Source organism: Microbacterium sp. F51-2R, assembly GCF_052180235.1.
Lineage (GTDB): Bacteria > Actinomycetota > Actinomycetes > Actinomycetales > Microbacteriaceae > Microbacterium.
In genome coordinates, this window is record NZ_CP197470.1 from 2382142 (window position 1) to 2398297 (window position 16156).

The 16156-nt window shown below is 67.2% G+C and carries 14 protein-coding genes and 1 tRNA gene; 7 read left to right on the plus strand and 8 right to left on the minus strand.

What is annotated here, in order from left to right; genetic code table 11:
* Positions 1–1578: 1578 nt before the first annotated feature.
* From rsmG to rpmH, 6 genes are all read right to left on the minus strand, one after another.
* Complete coding sequence (gene rsmG, locus ACSBPH_RS10615) at positions 1579–2205, minus strand: 16S rRNA (guanine(527)-N(7))-methyltransferase RsmG (RefSeq protein WP_442574309.1); 627 nt, start codon at positions 2203–2205, stop codon at positions 1579–1581.
* A gap of 19 nt (positions 2206–2224) precedes the next feature.
* Positions 2225–2737: a Jag family protein gene (locus ACSBPH_RS10620; protein WP_442574310.1), complete on the minus strand. Its 513-nt coding sequence runs from the start codon at positions 2735–2737 to the stop codon at positions 2225–2227.
* A 117-nt stretch (positions 2738–2854) separates the two neighbouring features.
* On the minus strand, positions 2855–4009 hold the full coding sequence (gene yidC, locus ACSBPH_RS10625) for a membrane protein insertase YidC (protein ID WP_442574311.1): 1155 nt from the start codon (positions 4007–4009) through the stop codon (positions 2855–2857).
* Positions 4010–4012: 3 nt separating this feature from the next.
* Entirely contained in the window at positions 4013–4363 is a 351-nt protein-coding gene (gene yidD, locus ACSBPH_RS10630; protein WP_442574312.1) for a membrane protein insertion efficiency factor YidD, read from the minus strand.
* Positions 4360–4698 carry a ribonuclease P protein component gene (gene rnpA, locus ACSBPH_RS10635; protein WP_442574313.1) on the minus strand — a complete coding sequence of 113 codons (339 nt, stop codon included), beginning with the start codon at positions 4696–4698 and terminating at the stop codon, positions 4360–4362. The genes yidD and rnpA overlap by 4 nt, the downstream gene beginning before the upstream one ends.
* A 9-nt stretch (positions 4699–4707) precedes the next feature.
* Positions 4708–4845 carry a 50S ribosomal protein L34 gene (gene rpmH / locus ACSBPH_RS10640; protein ID WP_026302947.1) on the minus strand — a complete coding sequence of 46 codons (138 nt, stop codon included), beginning with the start codon at positions 4843–4845 and terminating at the stop codon, positions 4708–4710.
* A gap of 428 nt (positions 4846–5273) precedes the next feature.
* On the opposite strand from rpmH, the gene dnaA reads away from it, so the two are divergent.
* The 7 genes from dnaA to ACSBPH_RS10675 all read left to right on the plus strand — a co-directional run bounded on the left by dnaA (position 5274) and on the right by ACSBPH_RS10675 (position 15171).
* Positions 5274–6596 (plus strand): chromosomal replication initiator protein DnaA, encoded by a 1323-nt coding sequence (gene dnaA / locus ACSBPH_RS10645; protein WP_442577291.1) that lies wholly within the window; start codon positions 5274–5276, stop codon positions 6594–6596.
* Positions 6597–7105: 509 nt separating this feature from the next.
* Complete coding sequence (gene dnaN / locus ACSBPH_RS10650) at positions 7106–8257, plus strand: DNA polymerase III subunit beta (RefSeq protein ID WP_442574314.1); 1152 nt, start codon at positions 7106–7108, stop codon at positions 8255–8257.
* A 49-nt stretch (positions 8258–8306) separates the two neighbouring features.
* Positions 8307–9476, plus strand: a complete 1170-nt coding sequence (gene recF, locus ACSBPH_RS10655; protein WP_442574315.1) for a DNA replication/repair protein RecF — start codon at positions 8307–8309, stop codon at positions 9474–9476.
* The gene (locus tag ACSBPH_RS10660; RefSeq protein WP_442574316.1) at positions 9469–9963 is read left to right on the plus strand and encodes a DUF721 domain-containing protein; all 495 of its coding nucleotides are present in this window, start codon (positions 9469–9471) and stop codon (positions 9961–9963) included. Before recF ends, ACSBPH_RS10660 begins: the two co-directional genes overlap by 8 nt.
* A gap of 122 nt (positions 9964–10085) precedes the next feature.
* The gene (gene gyrB, locus ACSBPH_RS10665; protein ID WP_442574317.1) at positions 10086–12122 is read left to right on the plus strand and encodes a DNA topoisomerase (ATP-hydrolyzing) subunit B; all 2037 of its coding nucleotides are present in this window, start codon (positions 10086–10088) and stop codon (positions 12120–12122) included.
* Between the two features lie 83 nt (positions 12123–12205).
* Entirely contained in the window at positions 12206–14770 is a 2565-nt protein-coding gene (gyrA, locus tag ACSBPH_RS10670) for a DNA gyrase subunit A (RefSeq protein ID WP_442574318.1), read from the plus strand.
* Positions 14767–15171, plus strand: a complete 405-nt coding sequence (locus ACSBPH_RS10675) for a DUF3566 domain-containing protein (protein WP_442574319.1) — start codon at positions 14767–14769, stop codon at positions 15169–15171. The genes gyrA and ACSBPH_RS10675 overlap by 4 nt, the downstream gene beginning before the upstream one ends.
* A gap of 92 nt (positions 15172–15263) precedes the next feature.
* On the opposite strand, the gene ACSBPH_RS10680 is transcribed toward ACSBPH_RS10675, so the two are convergent.
* Entirely contained in the window at positions 15264–15977 is a 714-nt protein-coding gene (locus ACSBPH_RS10680) for a VIT1/CCC1 transporter family protein (RefSeq protein WP_442574320.1), read from the minus strand.
* A gap of 105 nt (positions 15978–16082) precedes the next feature.
* A tRNA-Ala gene (locus ACSBPH_RS10685) sits at positions 16083–16155 on the minus strand.
* Position 16156 lies beyond the last annotated feature (1 nt).

Sequence of the window (16156 nt, forward strand, 5' to 3'; positions counted from 1 at the left end):
AGGAGGGGCCGAAAGCTGATCCAGGTGCCAGATCGCCGCACCTAGCGACGGCGGCAGTCTTTCCCGGTACCCGGGCGAAGAGCGCGACGGCAAGTGGGGGAGGCGACATCTGACCCACGAGGCACTTTGCCTCCGTCACCGCCCGACCCCACCCTCGCGCCCTGTTTCACGTGAAACGCCCGATACGCGGGTGAGAAGCAGAGCGGAGGGGGTGCAACTCAGTTCCTCGGACGCTCTGGGTCGCCCCTCCCCGTCTCGCTTCGCTCAGTCAAGGACCAGGCAGCGCAATCCGCTCCCCGAGCGACGAGCGAATCGCTGGGAGAGGGGGACGACATCTCACCCACGACGGACTCTGCTCCGTCAGCGCCCGCCCACCCTCCGCGCTCCGTTTCACGTGAAACGGCTGCGCTACAGCCCAAGTGCGCGACGCAGGCCGCCTTCCTCGACTCCTCGGAGCCCTTCGGCCAGCTCTTCGTCTCGCTTCACTCGCTCGGGGACCGGAGCATGGGGTCGTAGCGGCGCTTGCGCGCCGCCGGGAGCCGCGGTGACCGTTCGGCCCGCTCGATCACAGAACGGGAAAGTTCTATTCGGCCCCCGAGCGAGGAGCGAAGCGACGAGAGCAGGGAGGCGACATCCGACCCGCGAGAAACTTCGCTCCGACGCCGCCCGCGTGCCGCGCGTGCCCGGTTTCACGTGAAACGGGCGGACCCACAGTCCAAGCGCACGCCGAAAGGCCGGTTGCCTGGTCTCCTCTGAGGCGTTTTGGCCGGCCATTCGTCTCGCTTGGCGCGCTCAGCGAACCGGGCGGCGCACCCCGATCCGCGTGACCCGCCCACCTCGCGCCCTGTTTCACGTGAAACCGGCGAACCCAGTTCACGCACGCACCGAAGCCGCCCTCCTGGGCCCCGGGAGGGCTTTGGTCGCCCCTTCGCCTCGCTTCGCTCACCCAGGACCGGGACATTGAGTGCTACCCGGTACCCGAGCGAGGAGCGAAGCGACGAGAGGAGGGGACGGTATCTCCGACCCAAGGGGCATTTCGCTCTGGCGGCGCCAGCGCCCGTCCGCGCGGTGTTTCACGTGAAACGCCAGACCCACAGACCAAGTGCGCGACTGAAGGCCGCACTGATGGCTCCTCGGGCGCCTTTGATCGGCCCTTCGTCTCGCTTGGCTCGATCAGGGATCGGCACAGACCGGAGCGGCGCTCGCGCGCCCCCGACGGCCACTCTCACCTCGTCCCGCCTCGCTCGGTCACAGACCGGAAGTGTTCATATCCGGTCCGCGAGCGAGGAGCGAAGCGACGAGAGGACAGGACGACTCCCTAGCAGCGAGGAGCTCCGCGACTTCAGCGCCCCTTACGACTTCGAATCGCTGTTTCACGTGAAACGGGCCGATGCGCGGGCGAAGAGCTCGCCGCTCAGCTCCTCGGACGCTCTCCGCCCGCCCTCCGTCTCGCTAGGCTCGCTCAGGGACCGAAGAAGGGCCTATCCGGACCTCGATGAACTGGCGAACCGACGCCGGCGTTCTTCCGAGTCGCACCGCCAGCCCTTCGCGCATGTTCCACGTGAAACACGGCGAGAGTCAGCGGTGGACGGTGCCCCGCACAATCCGGGTCGGCTCCGTCAGCAGACCCTCGCCGACGACCTCCACGCGCGCATCCGTGATGCCGAACTTGCGGAGGGGCTTGATGGCGGCGTCGATCTCGGTGGTCGCGCCTGCCCCCTTCAAGAGGATGAGTTCACCACCGTCGCGCACCAGGGGAGCAGTGATGGGAACGAGGGTGCGCAGCGCGCTCACGGCACGGGCGGTCACGGCATCCAGAATCGGACCCCGTTTCCAGTCCTCGGCGCGCGCACGGAGCACCTCGACATTCGAGAGCCCCAGGGCCGAGACCTGCTCGTTGAGCCAGGCCACCCGGCGCTCCATCGGCTCGATGAGGATCCACTCGACACCGGGCCGAGCGATGGCGAGAACCAACCCCGGCAGGCCTGCGCCTGATCCGACGTCGGCCACTCGTCCGGAGAACAGCGGTGCGATGACGGCGCTGTTGAGAACGTGCCGCGTCCATAGCCGCGGAGGCTCGAGGGGGCCGATCAGCCCGCGGTCCTCGCCCTCGTCGGCGAGGGCCTGCGTGAATCGGCGCGCCAGATCGATCCGCGCGCCGAAGATCTCGGCGGCAGCCGCAGGCTCAGCCTCGAACTCGGTCATCGCTGTTTCACGTGAAACGTCAACCGCGACGGATCACGGTGTGGCGGTCGGCGCCCTCGCCGTACGACTCCGACACGAAGCCGCGCTCCGCGACGATGTCGTGCACGAGCTTGCGCTCGTAGCTCGACATGGCGGGAAGCGACGCCTGCGTCGCACCGTCCTCGAGGCGCTCGATCGCGCGGTCGACAAGCGTCGCGAGTTGTCGCTCACGGGTGTCGCGTGACCCGCCGATGTCGAGGATCAGGCGTGAGAAGCGACCCGTCTGGTTCTGCACCGCGATGCGGGTGAGCTCCTGGAGCGCCTGCACGGTGTCAGGCGCCGAGATGAGGTCGAGTGAACTATCGTCCGTCGCCTCGATCGAGACGTAGGCGCGGCCGGCACGCACGTCGAGCGCCAGGTCACCGTCGATGTCGGCGATATCGAGGAGCGCCTCGATGTAGTCGGCGGCGATGTCGCCTTCCTGCTCGAGCTGCTCCACGGTGGCGGGAGCACGCTCGGGGGCGACGGATTCAATGGGATCGGTGGTGGTCATCAGGTCCTCGATGATCGGTGTGGATAGGGGTCGCCGTGAGCGTGCGGCATGCGGGCAGCCGACGGGTCGGAATTGGGAAGGGCCGGGCGGCGTGTCGACCGCCGCCCGGCCCAGAGGTCACGTCTTGGCGGTGCCAGGCTGGGTGCCCGAGTTTCCGCCTGTCGTGGGGCCGCCCGGACCCGGGTTGGGGGAGCCGCCCTTCTGGCCTTGCTTCTTCGCGCGCTGCTTGCCGACCGGCTGCTGCCGCTTCGGGCTCGCCGCACGGGCGCGCTCTGCCTCTTCGAGAAGTCGCTGCTGCTCCGCCTCGTACTTCTCCATCGAGACGACCTTGCCGGACGAGTCGATGGCTTTGCCCTTGCGAGCAAGGCGCTCCTCGCGAGCCTTCGCCGCTTCGGACCCAGGGGTCGGCATCTCGCGGATGACGAGGAACTGCTGACCCATCGTCCACAGGTTCGACACGAACCAGTAGATGACGACACCCAGCGGGAAGAACACGCCGGAGAAGACGAATGCGAAGGGAAGGACATAGAGCATGACCTTCTGCATCTGGTACGCCTGGCCGGTCTTCGCCTCGGGCGACAGGTTCTTCGAGATGATCTGCAGCTGCGTGAAGAACTGCGACGCGATCATGAGTACGACGAGCGTGAGGAGGATCGCGACCGTCGCCTCCCAGCCCGGAGCCTGGGTCTGCCAGGATCCGACGAGCGACTCGTGCAGCGACGCGACGCCGAAGAGCTTCGCGTTGTAGAACTCCTGCGTGAGCTCGGGGGTGAGGAGACCCACACCACCCGTGCCGGCCTGCGCGTGCTTCGAGACGTCGTTGAGCACGCTGAACAGCGCGAAGAAGACCGGCATCTGAACGAGAAGCGGCAGACAGCTCGAAACAGGCGTCGTACCGTGCTTCTTATACAGCCCCATGGTCTCTCGACTCATGGCCTCGCGCGAGAGCTGATCCTTCTTGCCCTTGTACTTCTCCTGGATTTTCCGCAGTTCAGGAGCGATTTCCATCATCTTGCGCTGGCTCTTGATCTGCCGGACGAAGAGCGGGATCATCGCCGAACGCACGACGATGACAAGGCCGATGATCGAGAGCACCCAGGTGATGCCGTCGGCCGCGGGAAGCCCGATGAACGTGAACAGCGCGTGCCACGCGACGAGGACCATCTCGACGAGCCACTTGAGCGGCCAGAGGATGATGCCGAAGAGGTCGAACCCCCCGCTGGCGGCTTGCGGAGCGGGGGTACTGGAGGCTAGCAGAAGCAGATCCTTCACGGATCAGTCCTTTCTGAGGGGCACGACGAAACCGTGCGGGGTCAGGTCGTAACGGAACCGCCTGTGTGGCGGGACGTCATCGATGCCGCCCTCTGCCCACGGGTGGCAGCGGGCGATCCGGGCGGCAGTGAGCGCGCTGCCCTTCAGCAGACCGTGCTGCTGCACGGCGCCGACGGCGTAGGCGGAACACGACGGGTAGTACTTGCACACGTCTCCGTAGGTGTGCGAGATCGTCGCGCGATACGCGTGAAGAAGAGAGAGGCCCAGATTGCGCGGGATGAGAGGCACGGCTTCGAGGGCAGCGGATGCCTCGAACCGGCCATCGCCGAGGGCGTAGGCGGGAAGCACGCTCATGTCGCCGCCCTCCGGGCGAGGCAGCGCTGCACTTCATCACGGAGCTCCGAGAACTCGGCGGTCGCCGCCGAGGGGAGTGCGCGGATGACGACGTCCGCACCGGGGCGGACGTCGTCCAGTGCCTCGCGGCACACGGCCTTCAGCCGTCGGCGCACTGTGTTGCGCACGACGGCTGATCCGACCTGCTTGCTGACGATGAATCCGAACCGAGCGGCTCGCCCGTCAGCGGTGGTCACGACGTACGTGACGGTATGCGCGGCCGCACAACGACGGCCCCGACGGACGACGGCCTTGTACTCCGCTCCGCGGGTGAGTCGGTTCGGCCTCGCCAGCACCGCTCGATGTCAGGCTGAGAGCTCGGTGCGCCCCTTGGCGCGACGAGCCGAGAGGATGGCACGGCCGGCGCGCGTGTGCATGCGGGCACGGAAGCCGTGCTTCTTGGCGCGGCGGCGGTTGTTGGGCTGGAAGGTGCGCTTGCTCATGGAATCACTTCCGGATCAGGGTGTCGCCGGGACGCTCAGACCGGAGACAGGGATTACAAGGGACTGCCGTGAAGGCATAAGTCAACCGATTAAGGCTACGTCGAGTCGCCCGATAACTCAAACCGAGAGCGCGGGCGGTAATTATGCACAAGGGATCCGGTCGCCCTGGCACCGACACGCCCGCCGCCTTACAGTGGGGTTTGCTCGACAGACGCCTGGTGACTAGCGTGGCTCCGGCAGTTATCCACAGGCACGGGATGCCACATCCCCTGGGCCTGAGGCGCATCAATCCACCCGGGGGGGCCATGGCTCAGCACGACATTCCAGATGTACCCGTCTGGGCCGCTGTGCTGGACGAACTCGTCATCGACGACCGCGTCACGCCGCAGCTCCACGGCTTCCTCAATCTCGCCGTGCCGCAAGGCGTCATGAGCGGAACCCTTTACCTCGACGTCCCGAACGATCTCACTGCGGCCCAGATCAACAAGCGCATGCGTGCGCCGATCATGGAAGCCCTCTCGAGGGTTCCGCAGGACGAGCCGGTGGCGACGACCTTCCGCGTCGTCGTCAACCCCGACCTGGCCGACCAGCACCTCACCGCCCCGATTCCCATTCAGGCCTCCGGCGGGCAGTCGTCCGTCTCGACATCCCCCAGCGCGCCGACCGGCGTCATCCGCCCCCGCATCGACGAGCCCGTCGACACCGCCTCCGCACGCAACGACTCGCGCCTGAACCCGAAGTACACGTTCGACAACTTCGTCATCGGGCAGTCCAACCGGTTCGCGCATGCCGCCGCGGTCGCAGTGGCCGAGGCGCCGGCAAAGGCCTACAACCCGCTGTTCATCTACGGCGACTCGGGTCTCGGCAAGACGCATCTCCTCCACGCCATCGGCGACTACGCGATCAGCCTGTATGCCGGCATCCGCGTGCGATACGTCTCGAGCGAAGAGTTCACGAACGACTTCATCAACTCGATCGCCAACAACCGCGGCTCGGCATTCCAGGCGCGGTATCGCGACGTCGACATCCTGCTCATCGACGACATCCAGTTCCTGCAGGGTCGCGCAGAGACGCAGGAGGCGTTCTTCCACACCTTCAACACCCTCCACGACCACGACAAGCAGGTCGTGATCACGAGCGACGTGCCGCCGAAGCACCTCACCGGCTTCGAAGACCGCATGCGCAGCCGGTTCGAATGGGGCCTCATCACCGACGTCCAGGCTCCCGACCTCGAGACGCGTATCGCGATCCTCCGCAAGAAGGCGCAGTCCGAGCGGCTGCATATTCCCGACGAGGTGCTCGAGTACATCGCGACCGTCGTGTCGTCGAACATCCGCGAGCTCGAGGGCGCACTCATCCGGGTGTCGGCGTTCGCGAGCCTCAACCGCTCCAACCTCGACATGTCGCTGGCCCAGACGGTGCTGCGCGACATCATCGATCAGGACGACGCGAACGTGATCTCGCCGACCGACATCATCACGGCGACCGCGGCATACTTCAAGCTCTCGGTCGACGACCTCTACGGCTCGAGTCGCTCGCAGGCCGTCGCGACCGCACGGCAGATCGCCATGTACCTATGCCGCGAGCGCACGAGCCTGTCGCTGCCCAAGATCGGACAGCTCTTCGGCAACCGCGATCACACGACCGTCATGTACGCCTACAAGAAGATCAGCGACCTCATGAAAGAGCGCCGCTCGATCTACAACCAGGTCTCCGAGATCACCGCACAGCTCGGCCGCAACGGCCGCTGACCTCCGCCGCACGACCCCTCCGCACGGAGGTCCCCTCGTCGTGCGCTCACACCGCAGGCGTCGACGGATGCCGCGCTCCCGCGTCGATCGGCACCTCCCGCGCGCGCCGGGCCATATGCCTCAAAAAGTGCTTGACAGTCCCCGCGGTCCACGCCAATATGCACGTTCTTCACAGTGTGGAAAACCTGTGGATAACTCGAATCGACTGCGGAAACCTGTGAACAGCAGCCCCAGTCCTGTGGACGGAGGTCGGACAGTTCGACGACCGGTCGACTCTTGTCATCCAGGTCCTCCGCAGCCGCTCCACATCTCACACGCGTGTAGTTCCCGTGTCGTCACTGGGATCGGCCGAGTTATCCACACTTTCCACAGCTGTTAACACCATGACAAGAACTTTTTGATGAGATCCGATCCGATCACCTTTACGGCTCGGAGCACCGTCTTGGGGTGGGAGTCGAGCTGGGCACTAGCATGGAGACCCCAAGCCCCAAGGACGACAAGGGAGCGGCATGAGGTTCCACGTCAATCGCGACGTCTTCAGCGAGGCGGTCTCGTTCGTCGTCAAGCTGCTGCCGCAGCGCAACCCGCAGCCGATCCTCGCGGGCGTGCTGATCGAGGCCGGCGACCACGGCCTGTCGTTCGCGGCGTTCGACTACGAGGCATCCGCTCGCACGACCATCGACGCGACCGTCGACGAACCCGGCACGATCCTCGTGCACGGCCGCCTGCTGTCAGAGATCGCGAGCCGCCTGCCGAACGCTCCGATCGAGATCGCCGTCGATGACGACGGCGGGATCCTCCTCACGTGCGGCTCGGCTCGGTTCACCCTGGCTTCCATGCCGGTGCAGGAGTACCCCGCGATCCCCGAGGTCTCGGGCGACTCGGGTGTCGTCCCGGCCGAGGACTTCGCGACCGCCATCGCGCAGGTCGCCTTCGCGGCCTCCCGCGACGATGTCACCCCGGTCCTCACCGGCGTGCAGCTCGAGGTCTCGGGCACGCAGCTGAGCCTCGTCGCGACCGACCGCTACCGCGTCGCTCTGCGTGAGATCCCGTGGGACGGCGGATCCACCGCGTCCGACGAGCCGACCACTGCGCTGGTCCCCGCCCGCACGCTCACCGAGGTCGGCAAGACGTTCTCGCACGGCGGCGACATCTCGATCGCCTTCTCCGGCTCGGGCGACCGCGAGATCATCGCGTTCACGGCCGGCAACAAGACCGTGACCTCGCTGCTCATCAAGGGCAACTTCCCCCCGGTGCGCCGGCTCTTCCCGGAGGCGACCGACCACCACGCGGTCGTCAACACCGCCGAGCTCGCCGAGGCGGTCCGCCGTGTGTCGCTCGTGCTCGACCGTTCGGCGCCGCTGCGCTTCACGTTCACGACCGACAGCGTCTCGATGGATGCCTCGGGCACCGAGCAGGCCCGCGCCTCCGAGTCGGTCGACGCGACCCTCGTGGGCGAAGAGGTGACGCTGGGCCTCAACCCCCAGTACCTCCTTGAGTCCCTCGGGGCCGTCCGCAGCGAGTTCGCGCGCATCACGTTCACCTCGAGCGAGAACGCCAACAAGCTCAGCCCCGTCCTGATCACGCCGCAGACGTCGATCGACAAGGACGGCGAGGGAAGCTTCAAGTACCTCCTGCAGCCCAACCTGCTGCTTCGCTGAGCCGGTCGGCCCGGCTCGGTCGTCGGGGGTCCGAACTAGGGTTGAGACCGTGATCGTGGAGCAGCTGAGTCTCGTCGACTTCCGCAACTATGCGGTCGCCGACATCGCTCTGGCCCCCGGTCCGAACGTCTTCATCGGCCGCAACGGGCAGGGCAAGACGAACCTCGCCGAGGCGATCGCCTTCTTCGCGACACTGGGCTCGCACCGGGTCTCCAGCGATGCCCCCATGGTCCGCGACGGGGCGGAGGCCGCCATCGTGCGGGCTCGGCTCGCGCACGGTGAGCGCCGCGTCCTCCTCGAAGCGCAGGTGAACCGCCAGGGTTCCAACAAGGCACGCGTCAACGGCGCGGCCGTCAAGACCTCCGAGCTTCCCCGCTACGCGCAGGTCGTGCTGTTCGCACCCGAAGACCTCCAGATCGTCCGCGGCGATCCTTCGGCCCGCCGGCGCTTCGCCGACCAGCTGCTCGTGCAGCGCTCCCCCCGCATGAGCGGCGTGCTCGGCGACTACGACCGCGTGCTCAAGCAGCGCACGGCTCTTCTCAAGTCGGCGCGGGCTCGCGGCATCCGTGGCGATGCGCTCTCGACCCTCGATGTCTGGGACGACAAGCTCGTCGCACTCGGAACCCAGGTGATCGACGCGCGACTCGCCCTCGCGGAGGAGCTCGCGACCCCGCTCGCAGCCGCCTACACGGCGATCGCCGGCGCCGACCATCAGCCGCAGCTGGAGTGGATCCTCTCCGTCCGCGGCGAGGATCCCGAGGAGGGCACGTCCGAATCACAGGAACAGGGGACGGATGCCGCGTCCCCCGCCGGCATCGCCGACATGTTCCGCGCTGCGCTCGCCGCTCGCCGCACCGCCGAGCTCGATCGCGGGCTCACGCTCGTCGGTCCGCACCGCGACGACCTCGCGCTGCGCGTCCGGGGGCTCCCGGTCAAGGGCTATGCGTCGCACGGCGAATCCTGGTCGGTCGCGCTCGCGCTCCGGCTCGCCTCTGCCGAGCTGCTCCGCGCGGAATCGCGGCTCGGCGATCCCGTCCTCATCCTCGACGACGTCTTCGCCGAGCTCGACGCCGATCGGCGCGCGCGCCTGGCCGACCTCGTCGCCGGGTACGAGCAGGTGGTCGTGACGGCCGCCGTCGAGCAGGACGTGCCGGCGGGCCTTCGGGCGCACGTCGTCCGCGTCGAAGCCGGCCGGATCCTCGAGGCCGCCGATGTCTGAGTCCGACGCCGGCGGCGTGCCGGAGACCATCGCGACCTACCTGCGGCTGCGCGGCCTCGAGCCGTCGGCGCGCGCCTTCCGCCGCAAGCGTCGGAAGAAGGACGACGACGATAACGCGCCGTTCACGGCCGGCCGAGACCCGCGGGGCGTGGGGGATGTGCTCTCCGCGCTCACCCGCGAGTCGGGCTGGGACTCGCATCTGGCCCGTGAAGACGTCGTGCGCACGTGGGACGAGGTCGCCGGCGCCGACACGGCTCGCCACACGCGTCCGGTCGCGTTCTCGGAGGGGACGCTGACCGTCCAGGCCGACTCGACGGCGTGGGCGAAGCAGCTCCAGCTGATGCGCGCGCAGATCCTTTCGGAGATCGTCCGGCGTTACCCCGAGGCAGGGGTCGAGACCATCCGCTTCATCGGCCCGGACGTTCCCTCTTGGAAATGGGGTCCGAGAGCCGTTCCAGGGCGCGGTCCACGCGATACCTACGGCTGAGCCACATCCAGAACTATCCAGGCAGATTTCCGGGCGCCACAGCGGCTTACAGCCGCCGCGGAGGGTGTCGGCTTGATAGGATGGAGAGACCCCGACGACCGACCTGGAGCGTTCGAGAACATATGACGTCTGTGAATCCCGAAAGCGTTGCCGGGCAAACCGGATCCACCAACAGCAGCACCCCTCTCGGCGACTACGGTGCCGACGCGATCCAGGTGCTGGAGGGTCTCGAGGCGGTTCGCAAACGACCCGGCATGTACATCGGGTCCACAGGCCCGCGCGGTCTGCACCACCTCGTGTACGAGATCGTCGACAACTCGGTCGATGAGGCGCTCGCAGGCTACTGCGACCGCATCGACATCACGATCCTGCCCGACGGCGGCGTGCGTGTCGTCGACAACGGCCGCGGCATCCCTGTGGGCATGCACAAGACCGAGGGCAAGTCGACCGTCGAGGTCGTCCTGACCGTCCTCCACGCCGGCGGAAAGTTCGGCGGCGGCGGCTACGCCGTCTCGGGCGGTCTGCACGGTGTCGGCTCGTCGGTCGTGAACGCCCTCTCCACGCGGCTCGAGGTCGAGGTCCGCCGCGAGGGCTACGTGTGGCACCAGTCCTACCGCGACGGCGGCATGCCGGTCTCCCCGCTCGAGCGCGGGGAGGAGAGCACCGAGACGGGCACGATCATCACGTTCTGGCCCGACCCCGAGATCTTCGAGTCGGTCGACTTCGAGTACGACATCCTGCGCACGCGCTTCCAGCAGATGGCGTTCCTCAACAAGGGGCTGCGCATCGACCTGGTCGACGAGCGTCCCGGTGAGGCGATCGAGACCGAGACCGAGGGCGAAGTCCGCTTCGAGCAGCCGTCCGACTCGTTCCTGTACGAGCGCGGTCTCGTCGACTACGTCGAATACCTCAACAAGACCCGCCACGCCGACGTGGTCAACGATCAGATCATCGAGGTCGAGTCCGAAGACAACGATCGCAAGATCGCTCTCGAGCTGGCGATGCAGTGGACGACGAGCTACACCGAGAACGTCTTCACGTATGCGAACACCATCAACACGCACGAGGGCGGCACGCACGAGGAAGGATTCCGCGCGGCGCTGACGACACTCGTCAACAAGTACGCGCGCGCGCAGAACCTGCTGAAGGACAAGGACGAGAACCTCTCGGGCGACGACGTCCGCGAGGGCCTCACCGCCGTCATCTCGATCAAGCTCTCCGAGCCGCAGTTCGAGGGTCAGACCAAGACGAAGCTCGGCAACACCGAGGCGAAGGCGTTCGTGCAGAAGGTCGTGGGCGATCAGCTCGGCGACTGGTTCGAGCGCAACCCGCAGCAGGCGAAGCTCGTCGTCCGGAAGGCCATCGATGCCGCAACAGCGCGGCTCGCGGCGCGCAAGGCGCGCGAGACCGCTCGCCGCAAAAGCGTCTTCGAATCGGCGTCGATGCCCGACAAGCTCAAGGACTGCACGAGCAAAGACCCGTCGATCAGCGAGATCTTCCTCGTCGAGGGCGACTCGGCCGGCGGCTCGGCGGTGCAGGGCCGCGACCCGCACACGCAGGCGATCCTGGCGCTGCGCGGCAAGATCCTCAACGTCGAGCGCGCGCGGCTCGACCGCGCCCTCGGCAACAACGAGATCCAGGCGATGATCCAGGCCTTCGGCACGGGCATCGGCGAGGACTTCACCGTCGACAAGGCGCGCTACCACAAGATCGTGCTGATGGCGGATGCCGATGTCGACGGCCAGCACATCACGACCCTGCTGCTGACCCTCCTGTTCCGCTACATGCGCGGGCTCATCGAGGTCGGCTACGTCTACCTCGCGATGCCGCCGCTCTACCGCCTGAAGTGGACGAACTCGCCCCACGAGTACGTCTACTCTGACGTCGAGCGCGATGCCCTGCTCGCCGACGGCCTTGCCAACGGCAAGCGGATCCCGAAGGACAACGGCATCCAGCGCTACAAGGGTCTCGGCGAGATGAATGACAAGGAGCTGTGGGAGACCACGATGGATCCCACGACGCGCACGCTCCGCCAGGTCACGATCGACGACGCCGCCGCGGCCGACGCGATCTTCACGACGCTCATGGGCGAAGACGTGGAGTCGCGGCGGCAGTTCATCCAGAAGAACGCGAAGGATGTCCGGTTCCTCGACATCTAGCGGTCCGTCGCTCCTGCCCGCCGCCCGGTCACGGGCGATGAGAGGGCAGAGCATGACGGAACGGAACAACGGAAGAGAAACGCATGGCTGACGACAGCACCACCACCGAGGCATCCGCTCACAATCACGGCCACATCGAGCAGGTCGACCTGCAGGGCGAGATGCAGCGGAGCTATCTCGACTACGCGATGGCAGTCATCGTCGGGCGAGCGCTTCCGGACGTCCGTGACGGGCTCAAGCCCGTGCACCGCCGCGTCATCTACGCGATGTACGACGGCGGCTACCGCCCCGACAAGTCGTTCTCGAAGTGCGCGCGCGTCGTCGGCGAGGTCATGGGTCAGTACCACCCCCACGGCGACGCCCCGATCTACGACACCCTCGTGCGCCTCGTGCAGCCGTGGGCGCTGCGCTATCCGCTCGCCCTCGGTCAGGGCAACTTCGGCTCGCCCGGCAACATGGGCGCCGCAGCCCCGCGATACACCGAGACCAAGATGGCTCCGCTCGCGCTCGAGATGGTGCGCGACATCGAAGAGGAGACCGTCGACTTCCAGGACAACTACGACGGTCAGACGCATGAGCCCGTCGTCCTGCCGGCGCGTTTCCCCAACCTCCTCGTCAACGGATCGGTCGGCATCGCGGTCGGCATGGCGACCAACATCCCGCCGCACAACCTCCGCGAGGTCGCCGAGGGTGCGCTGTGGGCCCTCGAGCACCCGGATGCCTCGCGCGAAGAGCTGCTCGAAGCACTCATGCAGCGCATCAAGGGGCCGGACTTCCCGACCGGTGCGCAGATCCTGGGCACCCGCGGCGTCCACGAGGCGTATCGCACCGGCCGCGGCTCGATCACGATGCGCGCCGTCGTCGAGATCGCCGAGATCCAGGGACGCACATGCCTGGTCATCACCGAGCTGCCCTACCAGGTCAACCCCGACAACCTCGCGCTGAAGATCGCCGACCTCGCCCGCGAAGGCCGGATCCAGGGCATCGCCGACATCCGCGACGAGACGTCCGGCCGCACGGGTCAGCGCCTCGTCATCGTGCTCAAGCGCGACGCGGTGGCCAAGGTCGTGCTCAACAACCTGTACAAGCACACGCAGCTGCAGGAGAACTTCGGCGCGAACATGCTCGCGATCGTCGACGGCGTGCCGCGCACGCTGTCGCTCGACGGGTTCATCGCGCACTGGGTCGACCACCAGGTCGACGTCATCGTGCGCCGCACGCAGTACCGCCTCCGCAAGGCGGAAGAGCGCATGCACATCCTGCGCGGCTACCTGAAGGCGCTCGACGCGCTCGACGAGGTCATCGCGCTGATCCGTCGCTCCCCGACCGTCGACGACGCGCGGGAAGGGCTCAAGAGCCTCCTCGAGATCGACGACATCCAGGCCGACGCGATCCTGTCGATGCAGCTGCGCCGCCTGGCCGCCCTCGAACGACAGAAGATCATCGACGAGGCGACCGACCTCGAGGCGCAGATCACGGACTTCCGCGACATCCTCGCCCGTCCCGAGCGTCAGCGCCTCATCATCCGCGAGGAGCTCACCGCCATCGTCGAGAAGTTCGGCGACGACCGCCGCACCTCGATCGAGTTCGGCTTCGACGGCGACATGACCGACGAAGACCTCATCCCCGAGGAGGAGATGGTCGTCAGCGTCACGCGCGACGGCTACATCAAGCGCACGCGCAGCGACAACTACCGCTCGCAGCACCGCGGCGGCAAGGGCGTCAAGGGCGCGCAGCTGCGCGCCGACGACGTCGTCGAGCACTTCTTCGTGACCACGACGCACCACTGGCTGCTCTTCTTCACGACGAAGGGCCGCGTCTACCGCGAGAAGACATACCGCGTGCCCGAGGCGGGCCGGGATGCCAAGGGTCAGCACGTCGCGAACCTCCTGGCTCTGCAGCCCGGTGAGGAGATCGCGCAGATCCTCGACATCCGCGACTACCAGGTGGCGACCTATCTCGTGCTCGCGACCCGGAGCGGCCTCGTCAAGAAGACGCGTCTGACGGAGTACGACACGAACCGTCAGGGCGGCGTCATCGCGATCAAGCTCCGCGAAGACGACGAGGTCGTCAGCGCGCTGCTCGTCGACGAAGGCGACGACCTGCTCCTCGTGTCGCGTCACGGAATGTCGCTCCGCTTCACGGCGACCGACGAGGCGCTTCGCCCGATGGGCCGGTCGACCGAGGGTGTGAAGGGCATGTCCTTCCGTGGCCACGACAGCTTGCTCGCGGCATCCGTCGCCGATCACGACGGCTTCGTCTTCGTCGTGACCGAGGGCGGCTACGCCAAGCGCACCGACGTCGACCAGTACCGCGGTCAGAGTCGCGGCGGCCTCGGCATCAAGGTGGCCAAGCTCAGCGAGGATCGGGGCGACCTCGCCGGCGCTCTCATCGTCTCGGAGGACGACGAGGTCTTGGTGGTTCTTGCCAGCGGCAAGGTGGTACGCTCTGCCGTGGCCGAGGTGCCCGCCAAGGGCCGCGACACCATGGGTGTCGTATTCGCCCGCCCCGACGGAGACGATCGCATCATCGCGATCGCCCGCAACGGGGAGCGGGGCCTGGCTGAAGAAGCAGAGGCCGGCGCTGACCAGGAGTCCGCCGAATCCGAGACTTCTCCCGAGACCCCCGAAGAGAGTGTTGACGCATGAGCACGGTAGCCGACAAGCTCGCGAAGAAATCCAGCCACAAGACGAGCGCCAAGCAGGTGCGCCTGCGTCTGGTATACGTCGACTTCTGGTCGGCGGTGAAGCTGTCGTTCCTGGCGGCGGTCGCGATCGCGATCGTCACGATCGTGTCGTTCTTCCTGATCTACATGGTCGTGCAGACGACGGGCCTCATCGCCCGCGTCGATGAGTTCTTCCAGAGCTTCTCGGACGGCGGCGTCTCGCTCACCGACTTCATCGGCCTTCCGCAGGTGATGGCCGTCGGCGCGATCGTCGCGATCCTCAACCTCATCGTCGTGACGGTGCTCGGCGCCGTCATCGCGGGGATCTACAACCTCGCGGTCAAGATCACGGGCGGGCTGCTCGTGGGCTTCACCAGCAACTGACGACACAGATGACGGATGCCTCGACCCCGCCTTCGGCGGCCGGTCGAGGCATTCGTCATTCCTGCTGAGTCCCGACGCGCGCCGGGCGAACGCTATGCGATCGTCGTGCCGAGGAGCGAGCCGATGGCCCACGTCACGGCCAGCGCGAGCGCGCCGCCGACGACGAGGCGGAGCACCGCGCGGCCCCGGTGCGAACCGCCGAGCCGGGCCGAGACGCTCCCGGTGATCGCGAGGGCCACGAGCACCGCGACGAAGGTCACCGGCACGCGCCACGCGGGCGGGGGGAGCAGGATCGCGAGGAGCGGGAGAAGCGCGCCGAGCGTGAAGGCGACGGCCGACGAGATCGCCGCGTGCCAGGGATTGACCAGGTCGTCCTGATCGATGTGCAGCTCGACCTCGAGGTGGGCGGCGAGGGCGTCGTGCGCCGTCAGCTCCACCGCGACCTGGCGCGCCGTGGCGTCGGTCAGCCCGCGGTCGCGATAGAGCTGCGTCAGCTCGTCGAGCTCCTCGTCGGGCATCTCGGCGAGCTCGCGGGTCTCCTTCGCGATGAGCGCCCGCTCGGAGTCGCGCTGGCTGCTGACTGAGACGTACTCGCCGAGGGCCATCGAGATCGCGCCGCCGACGAGGCCCGCGATGCCGGCGAGGAGAAGCGCCGGCGTATCGGTCGTGGCTCCCGCGACGCCGACCACGAGCGAGGCCACCGAGACGATGCCGTCGTTCGCGCCGAGGACGCCGGCGCGGAGCCAGTTGAGACGCTGCCCGATGCCGTTGACGTGGGCTTCTCCGGGGTGGGTCGAATCGGTCACACGCTCAGTCAACCACCAACCGAAAGAGCCCGACCGAAGGCCGGGCTCTGGAAGGGTCGCATGTCGCGATTCGGACCAGGCATCTGTCGCGACTCGAAACTACCGTGGAGCCTAGGAGATTCGAACTCCTGACATCCTGCTTGCAAAGCAGGCGCTCTACCAACTGAGCTAAGGCCCCG

What these genes read in the sequence shown, in the direction of transcription:
- rsmG (WP_442574309.1), bottom strand. Translation starts at nt 2,205, where the DNA reads ATGACCGAGTTCGAGGCTGAGCCTGCGGCTGCCGCCGAGATCTTCGGC.
- ACSBPH_RS10620 (WP_442574310.1), bottom strand. Translation starts at nt 2,737, where the DNA reads ATGACCACCACCGATCCCATTGAATCCGTCGCCCCCGAGCGTGCTCCC.
- yidD (WP_442574312.1), bottom strand. Translation starts at nt 4,363, where the DNA reads ATGAGCGTGCTTCCCGCCTACGCCCTCGGCGATGGCCGGTTCGAGGCA.
- rpmH (WP_026302947.1), bottom strand. Translation starts at nt 4,845, where the DNA reads ATGAGCAAGCGCACCTTCCAGCCCAACAACCGCCGCCGCGCCAAGAAG.
- dnaA (WP_442577291.1), top strand. Translation starts at nt 5,274, where the DNA reads ATGAGCGGAACCCTTTACCTCGACGTCCCGAACGATCTCACTGCGGCC.
- dnaN (WP_442574314.1), top strand. Translation starts at nt 7,106, where the DNA reads ATGAGGTTCCACGTCAATCGCGACGTCTTCAGCGAGGCGGTCTCGTTC.
- ACSBPH_RS10660 (WP_442574316.1), top strand. Translation starts at nt 9,469, where the DNA reads ATGTCTGAGTCCGACGCCGGCGGCGTGCCGGAGACCATCGCGACCTAC.
- gyrB (WP_442574317.1), top strand. Translation starts at nt 10,086, where the DNA reads ATGACGTCTGTGAATCCCGAAAGCGTTGCCGGGCAAACCGGATCCACC.
- gyrA (WP_442574318.1), top strand. Translation starts at nt 12,206, where the DNA reads ATGGCTGACGACAGCACCACCACCGAGGCATCCGCTCACAATCACGGC.
- ACSBPH_RS10675 (WP_442574319.1), top strand. Translation starts at nt 14,767, where the DNA reads ATGAGCACGGTAGCCGACAAGCTCGCGAAGAAATCCAGCCACAAGACG.